3 protein-coding genes are annotated in these 3,814 nt (G+C 42.6%); 2 read left to right on the forward strand and 1 reads right to left on the reverse strand.

The window, feature by feature from the left end:
- Positions 1 to 167 precede the first annotated feature (167 nt).
- Together AACX68_RS05555 and AACX68_RS05560 are read left to right on the forward strand one after the other, a co-directional pair.
- Positions 168 to 1,682: a conjugal transfer protein TraG N-terminal domain-containing protein gene (locus AACX68_RS05555; protein WP_228860793.1), complete on the forward strand. Its 1,515-nt coding sequence runs from the start codon at positions 168 to 170 to the stop codon at positions 1,680 to 1,682.
- Positions 1,683 to 2,330: 648 nt separating this feature from the next.
- The gene (locus AACX68_RS05560; RefSeq protein WP_228860794.1) at positions 2,331 to 2,756 is read left to right on the forward strand and encodes a hypothetical protein; all 426 of its coding nucleotides are present in this window, start codon (positions 2,331 to 2,333) and stop codon (positions 2,754 to 2,756) included.
- Between the two features lie 196 nt (positions 2,757 to 2,952).
- Here AACX68_RS05560 and AACX68_RS05565 read toward each other — a convergent pair whose 3' ends face one another.
- Entirely contained in the window at positions 2,953 to 3,750 is a 798-nt protein-coding gene (locus AACX68_RS05565; RefSeq protein WP_228860795.1) for a hypothetical protein, read from the reverse strand.
- Between the last annotated feature and the right edge of the window lie 64 nt (positions 3,751 to 3,814).

A 3,814-nucleotide genomic window follows, 5' to 3' on the forward strand; every position in this document is an offset into this window, starting at 1 on the left:
ACCTCGTCTGTTTTATGACAGTAACGACAAACCACATCAACTTTCGCCATATCTCACCCATAAGAAAAAGCAGGGATTCTATCACAATATCTAATCATTGGGAGCATGACCCTGCTGTTTATCCTGCTGGGTGAGTATGCCCTGTCAGGCACTATTGAGGAGATACGATGACAGCCAACAGCTATCTGGAATATTTTCTGACACTACTTGGCTGGGTCATCAACAATGGCCTGTGGTATATTCTGATTGCCACCGGACTGTTTACGCTGCCGTTAGTGGTAAAAGTGATTGCGGTCTGGCTGAAAGTACGGGAGTGTAGCGAAGAAGACGGTCAGGCCGGGTTACAGTCGCTGGCCCGGATTGAGAACACCCTGTACGGCGCGTTCTTCGTGATGGTGGTCTGTTGTGTGCCGCTGGTCAATGTCAGCCTGACCACCCTTCAGTACGATACTTCCCGTGCCAAAAGCTGTGGCACCTGGACACCGACAACGCCGGATAACAGTGGCTATGCGCCGGTGATGTCCAGCCTGAACAACCAGACCGCGGCTGTGCCCCTGTGGTGGGCGGTGGTGCACCGGTTATCCAAGGGACTGACACAGGCGGCGGTGGCGTCCATTCCCTGTCGGCCGGATCTGCGGCAACTGCGCTTTGACGTGCAGCACACCCGCATCAGTCACCCGGCACTGGCGGCGGAATTACAGGATTTTACCCACGATTGCTATGCCTTAGCGCTTTATCAATGGAAACAACGCGATCGGGAACACACCACCGATCCGATTATCCTGAATGATACCGGCTGGCTGGGTAGCCGCACGTTTTTAGCCGGGGATTACCGGACGCTGCAATCCCGCCTCCCCCGGGCGGATTTTCCGTGGCAGGAGAGCCGGGATAACGGGCGGCCGTATACCGGGCAGGGCGGATACCCGACGTGTCAGGCCTGGTGGTCCGCCGCTCAAACCGGTCTGAAAGACCGGGTACTGGCGCAGGCCGATCCGGGGTTGTGGCTGCGTCTGTCAGCGACACTGAAAATACTGGGTAAAAACACGCAGGCTTATCAGGAAGCGGTGATCCGCCGTCTGGTCAGCCCGGTGAATCTGACGATTTCTCAGGAGGGCTATGTCTACGCCGGCTATGGCGGCAATGCCGATCCCACCTTGTTGGATGGCGCTAATCGAATCGGCACTTCCGCAGGGGCTTTATTGGGGGGATTACTCAGTATGCCGGTGTTCGATGCGGTACGTCAGGCGCTGCCGATGATGCAGGCGGTGATTCTGATGGCGTTGTATATCCTCATACCCCTGATTGTGCTGTTTGCGGCCTATGAATTTAAGACCATCTTCACACTGACGTTTGTGATTTTCGCACTGAATTTTCTGACGTTCTGGTGGGAGCTGGCGCGCTGGCTGGACAGCCATTTACTGGAAGCCCTGTACGGATCAGACACCCACAGCCTGTTTAATCTGGCCGGCATTCAGAACACTTCGGACGATTTAATCATGGGGCTGGTGATGGGTACGCTGTTTATTGTGCTGCCGATGGTCTGGCTGGGCGCATTAGCGTGGGCCGGTGTACGCATGGGCGATATGGCCGGAATGATGAGCCAGGGCGTGGGGCAGGCCAGGCAATCTGCGGGTATGTTCGGGCAGATGGTGATGCAGAAAATGATGTCCAAAGGAAAGTAATCAGATGCTCTTTTTAAAACTTAAGGGGCAGGATGCGGTTCCTTAAGTTGAGTCTGAATTTTATATTTTCCTTTTTTAATCTATTGATAATTATTTCGATAATTTAAATAAGTTATGTTGACGGGTTAATGTTTTAATTCATTCACTGTTGAATTTAGGCCTTATGTGCACGTAATTCACACAGTGTTTATGACCTGTATCACAAAACAATAAGTTATTGAATGTTATTTCAGTCAATATGGCATATATATAAAGTGATATACTTCCATGTTATATCGATATCCTCTTTAGGGTAGTAGACGATATTTAATCTCTCAGGGTTTAATTCCCCGTCGCTTGCGACGAGCAAATAAGAGTTGAACGATGCGAAGCGGGTGATTTCATATCGGAATACCCCGCTGCTTGCGGCGGGGATGTTTATTTTTACGAAAAAAAATAATGTGTAAAAACCGTTAATCATAAATCTCATCTGCTATGTCCATATGCTGCGTATTTCTTGGGATATGTATTTTTATTATTGTTTACAATTGGAAAGTCTATTTGGCTGATTTTACTTAAATGTTAAGGTTAGTTATTTCGTTATTGAATTAATAATGAAAATAGTTAAATTAGAACGCATTTAATGAGCTGAAAAATGGATTAAAAAAAGTGACGAACGATACCAATGAAAAGGGTAAGAGCAGGAAGAATAAAAAACACACTGACTATTTTATCCCTTATAGAACGACGTATGATTTACGTTTAAGTAAAAGGGAGCCTAATTTAATCAACATACTGAGACAGGTTCAAGGCTATGAATATGGTTTTTTTACCGTGTTGGGTGTTCGCCCTTGGTCTCAGCGGAGTGGTGGGAAAAATAATTCCATCTATGTCGTCAGATGCCGGTGCGGTAAATATGCGGTCAGAACATTAAAAGCGATTAGAAATCCGAATAATGTTAATGACATGTGTGTGCATTGCCAGTACTTGTTTAATCGAAGGCGTAAAGAAATCTTTCACACGACAGGAGACGATGTGGATTTGTCAGAACTAACCGGAATTAAATGTAAAATACCTTTGGAAATAAAAGAATAAGAAAACAGTGTAATGCTTCTGGATGAATTTTTAGAAATATGCTTTATTTTCTATACGTGAGGGGAACTTATTTTCACAGTAGTGGATCATTGAAAAAAATGATACTTTTAGGGGCGGAATTTAGAATAATTATCAAATTTATGATGATGCTATAAGATTAACTACCGGAAGAATATGAAGATCTTCCGGCATTTAATCAAGGTGGTTTTCTTGTTTTTTTATTAGAGGGAGATGTTTTCCAACCTATTAATATTCCCGATTCTCCACAGATTTTGTTTATTTTATCAAGTTCAGAATCTTCTACCTTCCATAACCAAAGCTCATTATTTAATTTTATTAATGAACCATTTTTATCATCGCTTAATATCCATTTTTTCAATTTTACATTTCCGACTTTAGTTTCAAAATGAACATTATTTATTATGTTGTAAGGATAAATCATCCTTAGCATACTATTATTATACCGCTCTTTTCCATTAAATCTGCCCGGTGTCTCTTTTTTAAAAAGAGTAGGATTCTCATATGAGTACAGACTTACAAGATTATTTCCGCCTGCATAATAAAATGCCTTTGTTACACTATCAGTATTATAGATAATACCATAATTTAAATTCACTTTTTCAACTAGCAACTTAATAAATGAAAGAATTTTTTGATTGTTACTATTTTCGTTAGGGATTTGCGCATCTATATGAAAAAAACCGCCAAACTCATTAGTTACATAACCAAAGGAAGACAACCAAGGCTTATGATCGCCTTGTTCACAATACATTCTAAAAGAGGTTGCTTCTTGAGCTAAAATTCTATCTTTCAGCTCGGGAAATGAGACTTCTATTAGTTCATGATCGCCGGTATGATCACCATTTTCTATATATTTAAAATATCCTGTACTGGTAATGGGAATTTCAAAAATACTAAAGAACAAACTACCTAATTCATAAGCGATAAGTGGCGGTAATGTGTTTGAATTATATATTGCTATACCTGTATACATAATTTCTACCTATATACTTGATATCAAGCTATCTAACATCGATTTCATATCCTTAGCTTTATAT

Origin of the sequence: Xenorhabdus sp. PB61.4 (assembly GCF_963894935.1) — a bacterium.
Lineage (GTDB): Bacteria > Pseudomonadota > Gammaproteobacteria > Enterobacterales > Enterobacteriaceae > Xenorhabdus > Xenorhabdus stockiae.

Excerpts from the sequence above, each read along its gene's own strand:
- AACX68_RS05565 (WP_228860795.1), bottom strand. The coding sequence starts at position 3,750 with ATGTATACAGGTATAGCAATATATAATTCAAACACATTACCGCCACTT.
- AACX68_RS05555 (WP_228860793.1), top strand. The coding sequence starts at position 168 with ATGACAGCCAACAGCTATCTGGAATATTTTCTGACACTACTTGGCTGG.